The organism is Methylobacterium symbioticum (assembly GCF_902141845.1).
GTDB lineage: Bacteria > Pseudomonadota > Alphaproteobacteria > Rhizobiales > Beijerinckiaceae > Methylobacterium > Methylobacterium symbioticum.
In genome coordinates this window covers 1-14,000 of the sequence record NZ_CABFPH010000129.1, presented here as the reverse complement: position 1 = coordinate 14,000, position 14,000 = coordinate 1, and the positions used below count along the sequence as shown (strand labels likewise).

Below are 14,000 nucleotides of genomic sequence, written 5' to 3'. Positions count from 1 at the left end.
GGCCGGCGTCCAGCCCGGCGCGCCTCCGGTGCCGCCGGCCGCCTCGCGGAGCAGGGCCGGAACCCGCGCCCAGGGCTCCTTGGCCTCGGCGAACATCCGGCGCGCGGCATCGCCCGCGCTCGCGCGCGCCGCGCGGATCTCGTCGAGGCGACTGCAGAAGGCGGCCACGCAGGCCGGATCGAAATGGCGCCCGCTCTCGGCCTGGATCGCCTCGACGGCCAGGTCGAAGGGCATCGCCGCCTTGTAGGGCCGCTCGCTGGTGAGCGCGTCGAACACATCGGCCACCGCGACGATGCGGGCGGCGAGCGGGATCTGCTCGCCCGCCCGACCATGCGGGTAGCCGCTCCCGTCCCAGCGCTCGTGATGGGACTCGGCAATGTCGGCCGCGAGGCGGATCAGCTCGCAGGTGCTGCCGCTGAGGACGCGGGCGCCGAGATGGGTGTGCGTCTTGACCAAGTCGAACTCGGCCGCATCGAGCTTGCCCGGCTTCAGCAGCACGGTATCGGGGATGGCGACCTTGCCCACGTCGTGGAGCGGCGCCGCGAGATAGATGCGGCGGCATAGCGCCGGGTCGAGGTCGAGGGCCTCGGCCATGATCTGGCTGTAGCGCGCCACCCGCCAGGTGTGGTCGCCGGTGTCGTTGTCGCGATACTCCACCGCCAGCGACAGGCGGAAGATGATCTCCTCCTCGCGCTCGCGCAGGTGGCGCACCGCCATCTCGACCTCGCTCGCGAGCCAGCCGGCCTGATCATCGAGGCGGCGCACGGCGGTGGCGAGGCGCACCATGTTGCGCAGGCGGGCGCCGAGCTCGACGCCCGTGCTGCGCTTGTCGAGGAAGTCGGTGGCTCCGGCTTCGAGCGCCGCGATCCGGACCGCGTCGCAGACATCACTGGTGATCATGACGATCGGCACCCGCGCGTAATGCGGGATCGCGCGCAGGATCTCCACGAAGGTGACGCCCGCCATCTCGGGCATGTGGTGATCGATCAGGATGAGGTCGAAGGCCCGAGTACGCGCCTCGATCAGGGCCGCGGCCGGATTGCCGTGGTCTGTCACGATGACGTCCGGCTCGGCCTCGAGCAGCCGGCGCAACCGCAACCGCATGGTCGAGCTGTCGTCAACCAGGAGCGCGTCCATGCTCATGATCCCGCCTGGGACCGAAACGTCGGCGCGCCGCGCCGGCGGGCGCGGCATCCGGCGACCTGCGCGAGGAGCCGGGCCCGCCGTGACGACGCTGGTGGTCCTACGGAGATCACACCCGGGGATTGGCGCATCGTCGTGTCCTTCCGCCGGTCCGCGGCCTCGATCGGGTCAAGGCAGCGGCCGGCCTGCAATGGACGCAACGTATGGTCCCTCCGGTAAAACGGGTATTAACATCCAACAGCGTTGTCCGCCGCCAAGGCATTCAAGATAAGACTTGTGTTTCAGCCTGAGCGAGAAAAAAAATCCATCGCCGTCCCCATTCGATAAGAAGCCCGCATGTTCGATGAGGAAGATTGCTCGGAGAAACTCGATTATCGAACCGGCTTGATCCAGATCTCAGAAGAGCGACGCGGCGACATTTCGAGATCTGGGAAGCTCAGATCCGTGAATCCGCGCAGCATCGAACCGGGCGGCGGGATCCCGGCTCCCGCAGCCCGTCCAGCCTAGAGGCCGGCCGGGATCCCGGCCGAACCGATCACGGTCGCCGCGAGGCCGCAGGCGAAGGCAGCGGCTTAGGAGAATGCCTTGATCAGCATAGCCACGGCTCGATCAGCAGAGGGTCCCGCCCGTGGTCTGGCCGTACTGCTTGACCGGCCGGGTCTGCTGGTTGGCATTGCCCTCCGCGGCCGACCCCATCGGACAGACCTTGTCGAAGGGCGCATCATGGACCCCGAGCGCCCCGGTCGTCTCGGGATCGCCGAAGCGGTAGATCGTCGTGCGGGCTGTGTCGGTGAGGGCCATTACCGAGGACAAAGGCGCAACGGCCAAGATAAGTGCGGCCGCGGCGGCTGCGATACGGGTTTTCATGCCCAAAATTCTCTCCTTTTCGAAATCGAGGCCCTTCGATCCGGCCTCATCGTCTGCCTGAAACCTATATAGATCCCATCCATCCGCCGAGACGTGACGGCTCACACCCGACATCCGGGATTATGATCTGTGTCCGTCCCACTCTCGCGCCATCGGCGAGAGCGATCGTCGTCGGCAACCCTGGGCCGACCTCTCTCGTTCTGCATCTGCACGGAGACAGGACCATGCAGGCCAGGTGGATGACGCTGCCGGAGATCGCCCAGGCGCGGCAGATCTCGCTGGAAGAGGCGCAGAGACTCGTCGACGAGGCGAACTGCCCCAAGGTGTTCCGGCTGCACGGCACCATCTACCTCGTCTGAGGCGGCCTTGACGGGCTCAGACCGTGTCTGTACCGATCGGTACAGACATTGTCCGAGGAGCCAGCCATGTCCGAGAGCCGCCCGCCGCTGCCGCCCTTCACCCTGGAGACGGCGATGCAGAAGGTCCGCGCCGCCGAGGATGGCTGGAACGGGGGCAACCCCGAGAAGGTGTCTCTCGCCTACACGCCGGACAGCCGCTGGCGGAACCGCTCGGAGATCTTTCAGGGACGGCCGGCCATCGTCGATTTCCTCACCCGGAAATGGGCCCGCGAACACGAGTACCGCCTGATCAAGGAGATCTGGTCCTTCTCGGAAAACCGGATCGCCGTGCGCTTCGCCTACGAGTTCCACGACGAGGCGGGCGCGTGGTTCCGCGCCTACGGCAACGAGAACTGGGAGTTCGCCGACAATGGCCTGATGGCCGTACGGCACGCCAGCATCAACGACCTCGCCATCAGCGAGGGGGAGCGCCTGTTCCATTGGGACCGCTCGGGCCCGCGCCCGGTCGACCATCCCGGCCTGACGGATCTGGGCCTCTGAAGCCGCCGCAGAAGGCGCCTCCGACACGCGAGGCCGTCCTGCCCGTGCTGGCGGAGGTGTTCCGCGAGCACGGTTTCGAGGGCGCGAGCCTCGCCGTGATCTCCGCTCGGACCGGGCTCGGCAAAGGTAGCCTCTACCACTTCTTTCCCGGCGGTAAGGCCGAGATGGCGGCCTGCGTCCTCGACGGGATCGAGGCCTGGTTCGAGACGCGGATGTTCCGCCCTCTGCGAGAGGATCCGGACCCAGCCGCGGCGCTCCGCGCCATGCTCGCCGCGACCGACAGCTATTTCCGCTCGGGACAGCGCATCTGCCTCGTCGGGGCCTTCGCCCTCGGGGCCGTGCGCGACACCTTCGCCCAGCGCATCGACGCCTATTTCGCCGCTTGGCGCGATGCGGTCGCCGCGGCGCTTGGCCGGGCCGGCGTGGCGGAGGCCAAGGCCGTCGACCTCGCCGAGGAGGCGGTGACGGCGATCCAGGGCGCGCTCGTGACGGCGAGCGCCCTGCAGGACCCCGGCCTGTTCGGCCGCACCCTCGATCGGATTGCGGCGCGGATCGAGGCTGCGCTGGCGGGCGGCTGAACGTCCCCGCCAGGACCGGTCGGGTCGATCCCTAAAAACTTGTCCCGGCGGTTCGGATCAGGCGGCTTTGCGCTCCAGCACCTCGATGCGCACGCCGTCCGGCCCGTCGAGGAAAGCGGTGCGCAGGTTGGGATTCACCTGCGTGATGCCGGCGACCAGGGCGATGCCCCGGGCGGTCAGGTCGGCCACCGCGGCCTCGATATCGGGCACGCGCAGACCGAGATGCTCGATGCCGCGATGCGGCGGTGTCGCGGCCGGGGCCATCTCAGGCCCGACCTGCTCGATGAACAGGGTCAGCCCGCCGAGATCGAGCACGACGCGGCTCACAGGCGCGCCGATCCGAGCGGTCTCGCGGGCCCCGAAGGTCTCCACGTAGAAGCGCCCGGCCGCGACCGCGTCGCGGCTGCGCAGGTGGACATGGTCGCAGGTATAGGTCGGCGTGGCCAAGGCGTGGCGCTCCGTCAGGCGGCGAGGGTTGGAACGGTTTCGGCATCCTGCCGCACGGGGGCGGTCCGGACATGGGCGAGGAGCACCTCGACCGGATGGGGCAGGCGCCGGCCGTCCACGAGCTTGGCTTGGCAGCGGCACGAATAGCCATCGGCGACGAGGCCCGTCGGCGTCTCGGCCACGTGGCGCGCCCAGCTCTGGCCGTAGATCACCTCCGAGGTGGCGCGGTGGCGCGCCTCGTGACCGTAGGTGCCGGCCATGCCGCAGCAGCCCGCGGCCGGCACGTCGAGCCGCAAGCCGAGATGCGCGAACAAAGCCTGCCAGTCCTTCACGGCGGCCGGCGCGTTGGTGCGTTCGGTGCAATGGGGCAGGAGCCTGACGGGCGCACCCGCCGCGCGGGGGGCGATCCGGTCGAGCCGGGCGCCGAGGAACTCCTGAACGAGTTGCACCTTCGGTATGGTGTCCGGTCCGAGCGCCTGTGCGTATTCCGAGCGATAGGTCAGCGTCATCGAGGGATCGACGCCGACGAGAGGCACGCCGGTCTTCTCGAGCGCCCGCAGCATCGCCGCATTCGCCTCGGCGATCCGCCGGAAGCGGGCGAGGAAGCCGTGGACATGGGCCGGCTTGCCGTTCGGCCGGTAGGGCGCGAGCCAGGGCCGGAAGCCGAGCGCGATCAGCAGGGCGCAGAGCGCGGCCACCACGGGCGCCTCGAAATGGCTGGTGAAGGCGTCCTGCACCACCACCACGGCGCGCGCCCGGTCGGCCTCCGGCAGCGCCCGCAGCGCCTCGGGCGTCGCAGTCGCCACATCGAGGCCAGCGAGCGCGCGGTCGAGCGGCTGCGACAGGTCCGGGATCGCCACCAGGCCGATCCGCTTCAGGAGCGCCCGCGCGGCCGGGTTGCCGAGCAGGCGGTTGCCGAGGGCCGGCATCCGTGCGGCGAGGGGCAGCGCCGATTCGAGCGCGGCGACGAGATGGTCCTTCCAGGGCCGCGCGTAGCGCTGATGGTAGAGGGCCAGGAATTTCGCCCGGAAGCTCGGGACATCGACCTTGATCGGGCAGGAGCCCGTGCAGGACTTGCAGGCGAGGCAACCATCCATCGCCTCCTTCACCGCATGGGAGAAGTCCTCACGGCGAGCGGACCGGCTTCGCAGAGACCCGCGCAGCGTCGCCGCCACGGGGCCGAGCCAGCCCGCCGGCTCGGCCCGCAGTGCGGCCTGCGGATCGAAGCCGGCCTGGCTCGCGAGGCGCAGCCACTCGCGCATCAGCGAAGCGCGGCCCTTGGGCGAGTGGCGCCGCTCCCGCGTCGCCTTCCAGGACGGGCACATCGCCTCGTCGGTGTCGAAGCTGAAACAGGCGCCGTTGCCGTTGCAGTGGAGCGCCTCGTCGAAACCGACGCGCACGGGCGCCGGGATGGTGCGATCGAGCGCGCCGCGCCGGGTCGGCCCGTCGATCGGGGTGAGCGGCGCGCCGCGGGCGGAGGCGATCTTGCCGGGATTGAGCCGGTCGTCCGGATCGAAGGCGCGCTTGATCGCCTCCAAAGCCGGCACCAGCGGCCCGAACACCGCCGGCACGAATTCGGAGCGGAATCCCTTACCGTGCTCGCCCCAGAGCAGGCCGCCATACTTCCGCGTCAGCGCGACGACGCCCTCGGTGACCTCGCGGATCAGCGCGTCCTGCGCCGGATCCTTCAGATCGATCGCTGGACGCACATGCAGCACGCCGGCATCGACATGGCCGAACATGCCGTAGCGCAGGCCCTTGCCGTCGAGCAGGGCGCGGAACTCGGCGATGTAGTCGGCGAGCACCTCGGGCGGCACCGCGGTGTCCTCCACGAAGGGGATCGGCCGGGCATCGCCCTTGGCGGCGCCGAGCAGGCCGACCGCCTTCTTGCGCATGGTCCAGAGCCGCTCGATCGCCGCCCCCCGGGCCACGGTGAAGCCGATGCGCGCCGCGTGGTCCTCGGCCGCGAGCGCCTCGGTGAGCCGGGTCAGCGCGGCCTCCACGGCCGCCTCGTCGTCGCCCACGAACTCGACGAGGTTGATGCCCTCGATCCGTCGCCCGGCCGGATCGTCGGGGAAGAAGGCCTGCACGCCGGCCCAACCGGGATCGTTGCGGGCAAGGCCCAGGACGGTCGAGTCGATGGTCTCCACCGAGGCCGCGCCGAAGGGCAGGAGCGCGCGGGCGTCACGGAGGGCGGCATCGAAATCGACGTAGCTCAGCGCCACCAGAGCCGCCGCCTTCGGGATCGGCAGCACGGCGAGCCGCGCCTCGGCGATCAGCGCCAGCGTGCCCTCGGCGCCGCAGATCAGGCTCTTGAGGTCGAAACGGCCCTCCCCGTCGCGGACATGGGCGAGGTCGTAGCCGGTGAGGCAGCGGTTGAGCTTCGGGAAGCGCTCCGCGATGAGCGCGGCGTTCTCGCCGATCACGGCGTCCACTGTGCGGTGGATCGCCCCGACGCGGTCGGTGCGGGCCTTGGCGGCGGCGAGCCCATCCGCATCGAGAGGAGCCGCCGTCCAGACCGTGCCGTCGGTGAGGACGCAGGTGAGGTCGCGGACATGATCGCGAGTCTTGCCGTAGAGGCAGGAGCCCTGGCCGCAGGCATCCGTCGAGATCATGCCGCCGATGGTGGCGCGGTTCGAGGTGGAGAGCTCGGGGGCGAAGAACAGGCCGTGCCTGGCCAGCTCCCGGTTGAGCTGATCCTTCACCACGCCCGGCTCGACGCGCGCGGTGCGGTTCGCGACGTCGATCTCCAGGATGCGGTTCATGTGGCGCGAGGTGTCGACCACGAGGCCGCCACCCAGCGACTGGCCGTTGGTGCCCGTCGCCCCGCCGCGGGGGCGGAGCACGAGGCCCTCGAAGCGCGGGTCTTCGAGGAGGCGGGCGATGCGCACGAGGTCGTCGCGGGACTTCGGGAAGGCTATGGCGCCGGGCTCGACTTGATAGATCGAGTTGTCGGTGGAGAAGACCGTGAGGTCGGCGGCTGCGAGACTGAGGTCGCCCTCGAAGCCGCGGGCGTGCAGCTCCGCGCAGGCGGCGGCGTAGAGCGCGGGGGCCTCGGTCTCACGGGTCAGCGGCGGGATCATGAGGCTGCTTTGCGCGGGACGCCGGGCCCGCGCAAGCCCGCGCCGGCGTCGCATGCGCCCGGGGCCTCACTGGCAGGTCATGATTGCTGTGACAGGACAGGAAACCATCTCGGCGCGCGCGGCGTTCATGGGGTCCTGAACATCCCCGACCGAGGGTAGCCCCGCCATGTTGACCCGTTTCGCCACCGCCGCCGGCCTCCTCGCCCTCTCGACGAGCCTCGCCCTCGCCCAGACGCCGGCACCGACCACCGCCCCGAAGGCGGACCATCCCACCGCCACCGGCACGACGCCCTCGGACGCGCAGGCGACCAAGGACATGAAGGAGTGGCAGGTCGCCAAGATGAGCAAGGTCAGCCTCGCTCAGGCGCTCCAGACCGCCGAGAGCCAGGGCGAGAAGGGGCGCGCCATCGATGCCGACTTCGAGAAGGCCGACAGCAAGAACCCGAACCATTACAGCATCAAGGTCGTCTACCCGGACGGCAAGCTGGTCGAATACGGCATCAACGCCGATACCGGCGCGCTCTACAAGAGCGAGAACCAGCCGATCGAGCGCTACTTCACCCGCCTGAAGACCGCCGACTTCCAGAACGCCAAGACCTCGTTGAAGGACGCGCTGGCGCTCGCCGAGAAGCAGGCCGGTGGGGGCAAGGCCTACGAGGCCGAGGTGAAGCGCGACGGCAGCGCCGTGCAGTACGACATCTCGGTGGCGCTCGCCGACCGGACGCAGGAGGTCAAGATCGGCCCCGACGGCACGGTCGTCGGCAAGTAAGCGCCAAGCGGAGCCCGTATCGCGAGGCCCCGGCTTCGGCCGGGGCCTTTTTCGTGGGCGGGTGCTGGCAGGCGGCGGCGGATGTCGCGTCTCCCGGGCGTCCCAAGGCTGCGCAGGGCGGCGATCCCGGCTATCTGGGCGCGGGGGCCGAGGCAGGCCGGGCACGGATGCCCGCCTTCAGGAGGAGTGCAGCGTCATGGCAGAAGCCCCCGTCGTCGTCGCGGTGGCGATCACCGGTTCGGTGCCGCGGAAGAAGGACAATCCCGCGGTTCCGATTTCCGTCGCCGAGCAGATCGAGTCCACGCACGAGGCCTTCGAGGCGGGCGCCACCCTCGCCCATATCCACGTGCGCAACGACGACGAGACGCCCTCCTCCGATCCCGACCGGTTCGCGGCCGTGCAGGAGGGCCTGCGCCGGCACTGCCCCGGCATGATCGTCCAGTTCTCCACCGGCGGGCGCGGGCGCGACCCGAGCCAGCGGGGGCTCTCGCTCCGGCACCGCCCGGACATGGCCTCGCTGTCGACCGGCTCGGTCAACTTCCCCTCCATCGTCTACGAGAACCACGCGACGCTGGTGACCGACCTCGCCACGCAGATGAAGGATTTCGGGGTGCGCCCCGAGATCGAGATCTTCGACCTGTCGCACCTGCACGGGGCGAAGCGTCTGGTGGAGGCGGGCCTGATGGATGCGCGGCCCCATGTGCAGTTCGTGATGGGCGTGCAGAACGCGATGCCGGCCGAGGCGCATCTCCTCGACATCCTGCTGGCCGAGCTGCGCCGCGTCCTGCCCGAGGCGACCTGGACTGCGGCGGGGATCGGCCGCAACCAGGCGGTCGTGATGGACTGGGCGCTGGCCCGCGGCGCGGACGCGGTCCGCACCGGGCTCGAGGACAACATCCGGGTCACCAAGGACCGGCTCGCCGCGAGCAACGCGGAGCTTGTCGGCCTCGCCGCCGAATCCGTGGCCCGGCACGGCCGACGCGTCGCCACGCCGGCCCAGGCGCGGGCGCTGCTGCGTCTGGCGGCCTGAACCGCCCGGGCGCTCTCCGATCGTGAAACCGGGCGCGGATCAGCCTGGGGGCCGCGGCGTGCGGCGGCGGCGCGTGACCTGCCGCAGCACGCGGGAGAGGTCCTCCACCGAGTAGGGCTTCTGCAGAAGCTCGAAGCCGTGGTGGCCCTCCTCGGCGAGCACGTGACTGTAGCCGGAGGCCAGAACCACCGGCAGGCCCGGACGCCGGCGGCGGATCTCCCGGCCGAGCTCGACGCCGTTCATGCGCGGCATCACCACGTCGGTGAAGACCACGTCGAAGCCGGCCGGATCCGCCTCCAGGTGGGCCAGCGCCTCGTCGGCATTGGCCGCCCAGGTGGTCACGTAGCCGAGATCCTGCAGGGTCTGGGTCGCGAAGCGCCCGACCTCGACATTGTCCTCGACCACGAGGACGCGGCGCCCGGCGCCCGCAGGGGCTGGGCGCTCGACCGGCTCCTCGGGCTCGGGCTCCGCCTCCGGCGAGACCTCGGGCAGGTAGAGCACGAAGGTGGTGCCGCGCCCGACGGCCGTCGCCACATCGACGTTGCCGCCCGACTGCTTGGCGAAGCCGAAGACCTGGGAGAGCCCGAGCCCGGTTCCCTTGCCCACCTCCTTGGTGGTGAAGAAGGGCTCGAAGATCCGCCCCAGCACCTCCGGCGGGATGCCCGAGCCGCTATCCGCGAGGGCGATGGCCGCGAAGGGTCCGGCGCTGCCGGCATGCCCGCGGATCGTCGGCAGGGACCCGCCGCAGGTGAGGCGCAGGACCAGGGTGCCCTCGCCCGCCATGGCGTCGCGGGCGTTGACCGCCATGTTCACCAGGGCGGTCTCGAACTGGCTGAGATCGGCGTGGACGTAGCAGCGCTCCTCCGGCAGCTCGGTCACCACGGCCACCCGCGCGCCGGTCACCGTATCGATCATGTCCGCCATGGCGCGCAGCACCAGCCCGACCTCGAAGGTCTCCGGCTTGAGGGCCTGGCGCCGGGCGAAGGCGAGGAGCTGGCTGGTGAGCTTGGCGGCGCGGTCCACCGTGTCCGAGACCGCTTCCAGATAGCGGCGGCGGCGCTCCTCGGGCAGGTTCGGCCGGCGCAGGAAGTCGACCGACGAGCGGATGATCGTCAGGAGGTTGTTGAAGTCGTGGGCCACGCCGCCGGTGAGCTGGCCCACCGCCTCGAGCTTCTGCGACTGGCGCAGCGCCTCCTCGGTCTGGCGCAGGGCCTCGGCCTGACTCTTCTCGGCGGTGATCTCGCGCCCGTAGGCGTAGACGAGGTCGCCCTCGCGCGAGGTGTGCCAGGAGATCCAGCGGGGCGAGCCATCGGCGTGGCGGTAGCGGTCCTCGAAGCCGGTGAGGTTGCGGCCCGCCGCCGCCTCGTCGAGGGCGGCGCGGCTCGCCTCCGCGTCCTCCGGCCAGATGAAGTCGAGGAAGCTGCGGCCGACCACCTCGGCCGGGTCACGGCCGAGGATCGCGATCCAGGCTGGGTTCACCGCACGGAAGATGCCGTCCTTGCCCAGGACCGCCAGCAGGTCGCGGGAATTGCGCCAGACCCGATCGCGCTCGGCGGTGCGCTCCGCAACCTCGCTCTCAAGGCTCGCATTGAGGCTGCGCAGCGCGTCCGCAGCCTCCCGGCGAACCCGGGCGAGCTGGAGATTCGCGCCGACCCGGGCCAGCAGCTCGCGCGCCGAGAAGGGCTTCGTCAGGTAGTCGTCCGCGCCGGCATCCAGCCCCTCGACCTTGGCCTCGTCGCCCGCGCGGGCCGAGAGCACGATCACCGGCACCTCGCGCAGGGCGGGATCGGCCCGCACCGCCTGAAGCAGGCCGAACCCGTCGAGATGCGGCATCATCACGTCGGTGAGGAGAAGGTCGGGCGGGCGGGCGCGGGCCGCCTCGAGAGCGGCCCGACCATCGGCGACCGCGGTCACCGTGTAGCCGTCGCGGGCGAGCAGGCGGCGCAGATGCTCGCGCATGTCCGCGTTGTCGTCGGCGAGGAGCACGTGCCCACCGGTGACGCCGGGACGCGCCGCGCCCTCCGCCGGCAGGAGGTCGCGCAGATCGGCGAGCGCGTCGGGCACGCTCGCCGGGCTTTCCAGCCAGCGCCGCGCCTCCTCGACGAAGGCCTCGGCCCGCACCGCGGTGGCGGCGGGTGCCGGCAGCGGCACCGCGCCGGCTTCCATCGGCGCGCGGCGGAGCGGCAGCGAGACCCGGAACGTGCTGCCCCGCTCAGGCACGCTCTCGACGGCAATCTCGCCCTGATGGAGACGCACCAACTCCTGCACCAGGGCGAGGCCGATGCCGCTGCCCTCGAAGGTACGGCCCCGCGCGCCCTCGACGCGGTGGAAGCGCTCGAACAGGCGCGGCACCTCAGCGGCCGGTATACCGATGCCGGTATCGGAGACCGAGAGCACGGCCTGGTCGCCCTCGCGTCCCAGGGCGACCACGATGCCGCCCGCGAAGGTGAACTTGAAGGCGTTGGAGAGGAGGTTGAGCACCACCTTCTCCCACATGTCCCGGTCGACCGCGACGGGCTCGGCCAGAGCCGGGCAATCCACCGCGAAGGCGAGACCGGCCTGTTCGCACAGAGAGCGGAAGTTCCCGGCCAGCTCCGCGGTGAGGGCGGCAAGGTCCACCGGCTCGAACCGGGCGGTGGCGCGACCGGCTTCGACCCGGGAGAAATCCAGCAACGCGTTGACGAGGCGCAGGAGGCGCAGACCGTTGCGGTGGGCAACCGTGACGAGGTGGCGCGTATCGGCGGGCAGCGCCGCCTCCGGCCCGGCCAGCACCTCCTCGAGCGGGCTCAGCATCAGCGTGAGCGGGGTGCGGAACTCGTGGCTGATATTGGAGAAGAACACGGTGCGGGCGCGATCGAGCTCGGCCAGCGCCTCGGCCCGGCGGCGCTCGGCCTCGTAGGCCTCGGCGCTGGCGAGCCCGGCCGAGACCTGGCCGGCGAGCAGGCCGACGAAGCCGCGATAGCCCGGATCGAGCGGGCGATGCGGATTGAGCGCGGCGACGAGGACGCCGACCGGCCGATCCTCGCCCTGACCGCGGATCGGCGCGAGGAGCGCGCTCGTGATCGGCCGGCCCCAGCCCGGACGGGCGAGCGGCGATCCCCCGCCGGGCATCGCCTCGACCAGAACAGCTTCGGTTTCGACCGCGGAGAGCGGCCACGCCCCCAACGCCCCAGCCGCGACATGGTCCTGCGCCGCCGGATGCCCGGCCGGGAAGCCGACCGCGCGGGCGAGCCGGGCGCCGCCCGCGCCGTCGAACAGGTAGAGCAGGGACGCAGGGATGTCGTCCGGCGTCTCGGCGAGGCTCTCAGCGACGGCCTCGCACACCGCCTCTCGTGTGCGGGATCGCGCGAGTCGTCCGCCGAGGCCGCCGAGCAGGCGCATGCGCCGGTCGCCGACGACGCGCTCGGTCTCCTCGGTGACGACGCAGAGCATGCCGGCGATGGCGCCCGCGTTGTCGGTGAGCGGCGAGTAGGAGAAGGTGTGGTAGGTCTCCTCGGGGAACCCGGCGCGTTCCAGGAACAGGAGCAGCCCCTCGTCCCAGGTGGCCTCGCCGGTCGCCAGCACGTGATCGATGCGCGGGCCGATATCGGGCCAGATCTCCTCCCAGACCCGGTTGGAGCGGGCACCGAGCGCCCAGGACTCCTTGACGCCGAGGGTCGGCCGGTAGGCGTCATTGCAGAAGAAGGTGAGGTCGGGGCCCCATAGCATCCACATCGCGTAGCGCGAGGTGAGCACGATGCGGATCGCGGTCTTGAGGCTCTGCGGCCACGTCTCGGGCGGCCCGAGCGGACTCTGCGACCAGTCGTAGGCGCGCATGCGCCCCCCCATCTCGCCACCACCGGCGAGGAAGTCGGGTCCGCGCGCCCCGGGAGGCGTGTCGCTCCGTTCTCCAGTCAACTGGCCCGTGCCCCTCCTGCGTGCCGCGTAGCTCTAGCATAAGACCGCGGCTTTCGCGGACGTTCCCGAGGGCGACCCGAGGGGCGAGGCGGACTGTTTTCTCCTCCTTACCCGAGGCCGCCGCACCGCCGGGACGGTGCCGTTGCCCTCAGCCGCGGCACGCCTAAGGTGCACGTTTTCGAATCGATCGAAGCGATACCGTCTCCGATGACCATCGACCATGTCGATCTCGCTCGGGTGGATCTCAACCTCCTCGTCGCGCTCGACGCCCTGTTGACCGAGCGCAGCGTCACCCGTGCGGCGGCCCGGGTCGGGATCGGGCAATCGGCGATGAGTTCGAGCCTCGCGCGCCTGCGCCGCCTCCTCGGCGACGAGCTGCTCACCCGCGCGCCCGAGGGCATGCGCCCGACGCCGCGGGCCCTTGCGCTGGCCGAGCCGGTGCGCCGCACCCTGCGGCAGATCCAGGCCCTGGTGCGGCGCGAGGAGAGCTTCGACCCGCGCGTCGTGGAGCGGACCTTCACGATCAGTCTGCCGGATTCGACGGAGGTGCTGCTCGGCCCGCGCCTCCTCGCCTACCTGCGCGCCGAGGCGCCGGGCATCCGCCTGCTGCTGCGCTCCATCGACCGGGCGCATATTCTGGAGGAACTCGACACGGACCGGGTCGACCTCGCCATCGGCTTCGCGTCGGAGGGCCAGATGCACCACAAGCAGCGCCTGCTCTACCGCGACAGCTACGTCTGCCTCTTCGACGCCGCCCAGGTCGGCCTCGCGCCGCCGATCAGCCTGGAGGACTATCTGCGCTTCCCCCACATCCTGACCAGCCTGCGCGAGACGGCGCACGGGGTGGTGGACGACGCGCTGGCGAAGCTCGGCCTCTCCCGCACCCTGGCGGTGACGACGCCGCGTTTCCTCGTGGTGCCTTTCCTCGTGCGCGCCGCGCCGGTGATCGCCACGATGCACGCGCGCCTCGCCACCTATTTCGCGGGTGCCCTCGGCCTCACGGTGAGCCCGGTGCCGGTGGACCTTGAGCCTGTGGCAGTCTCGATGCTCTGGCACGCCTCCTACGACGACGATCCCGCCCACCGCTGGCTGCGGCAGGTCCTCCTGCGGCTGGCGGGCGAGACGCAGGAGGTCGAACCCCTGGCCACGCCCACACCTCAGTAGGGCTCGCCCGTCGCCGAGCCCGGCGGAGGCTGGATCGGGATCGGCTCCTCCGCCTGCGGGACACGCGGCGCGCGCGGTGCCGGAGCGGGCCGCGCGGCGGCACCCGCCTGCCCGCGCGCGCCG

At 71.1% G+C, this 14,000-nt stretch carries 11 protein-coding genes; 6 read left to right on the top strand and 5 right to left on the bottom strand.

The features are described from left to right. The coding region (locus tag MET9862_RS25665) for an HD-GYP domain-containing protein (RefSeq protein WP_142585797.1) at positions 1 to 1,137 on the bottom strand (1,137 nt) is incomplete at its 3' end. A gap of 615 nt (positions 1,138 to 1,752) precedes the next feature. Further along, complete coding sequence (locus MET9862_RS25660; protein ID WP_142585799.1) at positions 1,753 to 2,010, bottom strand: hypothetical protein; 258 nt, start codon at positions 2,008 to 2,010, stop codon at positions 1,753 to 1,755. Between the two features lie 224 nt (positions 2,011 to 2,234). Between MET9862_RS25660 and MET9862_RS30540 the strand changes: the two genes are divergently transcribed. The 3 genes from MET9862_RS30540 (at position 2,235) to MET9862_RS25650 (ending at position 3,487) form a co-directional block, all read left to right on the top strand. After that, positions 2,235 to 2,369 (top strand): hypothetical protein, encoded by a 135-nt coding sequence (locus tag MET9862_RS30540; protein ID WP_280178998.1) that lies wholly within the window; start codon positions 2,235 to 2,237, stop codon positions 2,367 to 2,369. A 66-nt stretch (positions 2,370 to 2,435) separates the two neighbouring features. After that, a complete protein-coding gene (locus MET9862_RS25655) occupies positions 2,436 to 2,909 on the top strand; it encodes a nuclear transport factor 2 family protein (RefSeq protein WP_142585796.1) in 474 nt (157 codons plus the stop codon). Between the two features lie 44 nt (positions 2,910 to 2,953). Next, complete coding sequence (locus tag MET9862_RS25650; RefSeq protein WP_244612910.1) at positions 2,954 to 3,487, top strand: TetR/AcrR family transcriptional regulator; 534 nt, start codon at positions 2,954 to 2,956, stop codon at positions 3,485 to 3,487. A 57-nt stretch (positions 3,488 to 3,544) separates the two neighbouring features. Here MET9862_RS25650 and MET9862_RS25645 read toward each other — a convergent pair whose 3' ends face one another. Together MET9862_RS25645 and ydiJ are read right to left on the bottom strand one after the other, a co-directional pair. Beyond that, positions 3,545 to 3,934 (bottom strand): VOC family protein, encoded by a 390-nt coding sequence (locus MET9862_RS25645; protein WP_142585795.1) that lies wholly within the window; start codon positions 3,932 to 3,934, stop codon positions 3,545 to 3,547. 14 nt (positions 3,935 to 3,948) lie between these two features. Beyond that, positions 3,949 to 7,017, bottom strand: coding sequence for a D-2-hydroxyglutarate dehydrogenase YdiJ (gene ydiJ, locus MET9862_RS25640; RefSeq protein ID WP_142585794.1), 3,069 nt, complete (start codon positions 7,015 to 7,017; stop codon positions 3,949 to 3,951). A gap of 166 nt (positions 7,018 to 7,183) precedes the next feature. Here ydiJ and MET9862_RS25635 point away from each other — a divergent pair, with 166 nt between their 5' ends. Together MET9862_RS25635 and MET9862_RS25630 are read left to right on the top strand one after the other, a co-directional pair. Beyond that, complete coding sequence (locus MET9862_RS25635; RefSeq protein WP_142585793.1) at positions 7,184 to 7,786, top strand: PepSY domain-containing protein; 603 nt, start codon at positions 7,184 to 7,186, stop codon at positions 7,784 to 7,786. Between the two features lie 196 nt (positions 7,787 to 7,982). Further along, the gene (locus tag MET9862_RS25630; RefSeq protein WP_142585792.1) at positions 7,983 to 8,816 is read left to right on the top strand and encodes a 3-oxoadipate:acetyl-CoA acetyltransferase; all 834 of its coding nucleotides are present in this window, start codon (positions 7,983 to 7,985) and stop codon (positions 8,814 to 8,816) included. Positions 8,817 to 8,855: 39 nt separating this feature from the next. On the opposite strand, the gene MET9862_RS25625 is transcribed toward MET9862_RS25630, so the two are convergent. Next, positions 8,856 to 12,632: a response regulator gene (locus MET9862_RS25625; RefSeq protein ID WP_185157006.1), complete on the bottom strand. Its 3,777-nt coding sequence runs from the start codon at positions 12,630 to 12,632 to the stop codon at positions 8,856 to 8,858. Between the two features lie 288 nt (positions 12,633 to 12,920). On the opposite strand from MET9862_RS25625, the gene MET9862_RS25620 reads away from it, so the two are divergent. Next, the gene (locus tag MET9862_RS25620; protein WP_142585790.1) at positions 12,921 to 13,877 is read left to right on the top strand and encodes a LysR family transcriptional regulator; all 957 of its coding nucleotides are present in this window, start codon (positions 12,921 to 12,923) and stop codon (positions 13,875 to 13,877) included. Positions 13,878 to 14,000 lie beyond the last annotated feature (123 nt).

What these genes read in the sequence shown, in the direction of transcription:
- MET9862_RS25660 (WP_142585799.1), bottom strand. Translation starts at nt 2,010, where the DNA reads ATGAAAACCCGTATCGCAGCCGCCGCGGCCGCACTTATCTTGGCCGTT.
- MET9862_RS30540 (WP_280178998.1), top strand. Translation starts at nt 2,235, where the DNA reads ATGCAGGCCAGGTGGATGACGCTGCCGGAGATCGCCCAGGCGCGGCAG.
- MET9862_RS25655 (WP_142585796.1), top strand. Translation starts at nt 2,436, where the DNA reads ATGTCCGAGAGCCGCCCGCCGCTGCCGCCCTTCACCCTGGAGACGGCG.
- ydiJ (WP_142585794.1), bottom strand. Translation starts at nt 7,017, where the DNA reads ATGATCCCGCCGCTGACCCGTGAGACCGAGGCCCCCGCGCTCTACGCC.
- MET9862_RS25635 (WP_142585793.1), top strand. Translation starts at nt 7,184, where the DNA reads ATGTTGACCCGTTTCGCCACCGCCGCCGGCCTCCTCGCCCTCTCGACG.
- MET9862_RS25630 (WP_142585792.1), top strand. Translation starts at nt 7,983, where the DNA reads ATGGCAGAAGCCCCCGTCGTCGTCGCGGTGGCGATCACCGGTTCGGTG.
- MET9862_RS25625 (WP_185157006.1), bottom strand. Translation starts at nt 12,632, where the DNA reads ATGCGCGCCTACGACTGGTCGCAGAGTCCGCTCGGGCCGCCCGAGACG.
- MET9862_RS25620 (WP_142585790.1), top strand. Translation starts at nt 12,921, where the DNA reads ATGACCATCGACCATGTCGATCTCGCTCGGGTGGATCTCAACCTCCTC.